The organism is Cellulosimicrobium cellulans (assembly GCF_016921195.1).
GTDB lineage: Bacteria > Actinomycetota > Actinomycetes > Actinomycetales > Cellulomonadaceae > Cellulosimicrobium > Cellulosimicrobium cellulans_F.
The window spans coordinates 1-1,104 of record NZ_JAFGYF010000023.1 but is presented as its reverse complement, the minus strand read 5'-3'; the positions used below and the strand labels follow the sequence as shown (position 1 = coordinate 1,104).

Here is a 1,104-nt window from a genome sequence, read left to right as displayed (position 1 = left end):
TGTACTGACCGGGCACGTTGGTCGAGAGAGTGTGACGCGCTGATCTGAGTTGGTAGCGCGAGAGGGCCTCCCGCGGTGGAGTGGAACTGCCTAGGTATCCGCTCTGCTCACAGGAGGCCCTCGTGTCCCACGCTAACGCTGCTCTGACTCCACGGGCTCGGCTCACGGTCGCCCGGCTCGTTGTCGATCAGAAGGTCCCGATCGCGGAGGTCGCGGCCCGATTCCAGTGCTCGTGGCCGACGGTCAAGCGGTGGGCGGACCGGTATGCCGCCGGTGAGCCGATGGCAGACCGCTCCAGCCGGCCGCGACGGATGCCGGCCAAGACCAGCCCGGCCACGACGCGGCGGATCGTGTCGCTGCGGCTACGCAAGCGCCTGGGCCCGGTCCAGCTGGCAGCGCTTGCCGGGGTCGCGCCCTCGACCGCACACCGGATCCTGGTCCGTTGCCGGCTCAACCGCCTGTCTCACGTGGACCGGGCCACGGGCGAGCCGGTGCGCCGCTATGAACACGACCACCCCGGCGCGATGCTGCACGTGGACGTCAAGAAGTTCGGCAACATCCCCGACGGAGGAGGGTGGCGATTCGTCGGCCGGTCCCAGGGCGATCGCAACCGGGCCGCCACCCCCGACAAGCCGAAGAACAAGCACCACAACCCAAAGATGGGTCACGCGTTCGTGCACACCGTGATCGATGACCACTCCCGGGTGGCCTACGCCGAAGTCCACGACGACGAGACCGCCGTCACCGCGACCGGTGTCCTGCGCCGGGCGGTGGCGTGGTTCGCCGCCCGCAGCATCACCACCGAGCGGGTCTTGTCGGACAACGGCGCGCCCTACATCTCCCACCTGTGGCGCGACACCTGCCTCGAGCTCGCGATCACACACTCACGCACCCGGCCCCGCCGGCCGCAGACCAACGGCAAGATCGAGCGGTTCCACCGCACCATGGCCGATGGGTGGGGCTACGCCCGCTGCTACACCTCGGAACACGAACGGCGAGGCGCCCTGCAAGCATGGCTCCACGAGTACAACCACCACCGTCCCCACACCGCCTGCGGGAACAAGCCACCCATCACACGCTTGACCAACCTGTCCGGTCAGTACA

1 protein-coding gene is annotated in these 1,104 nt (G+C 68.7%); it reads left to right on the top strand.

Annotated features, from left to right (window positions below; genetic code table 11):
- Window positions 1–122: 122 nt before the first annotated feature.
- A partial coding sequence (locus JN535_RS20425) for an IS481 family transposase (RefSeq protein WP_205207634.1) occupies window positions 123–1,104 on the top strand: 982 nt, incomplete at its 3' end.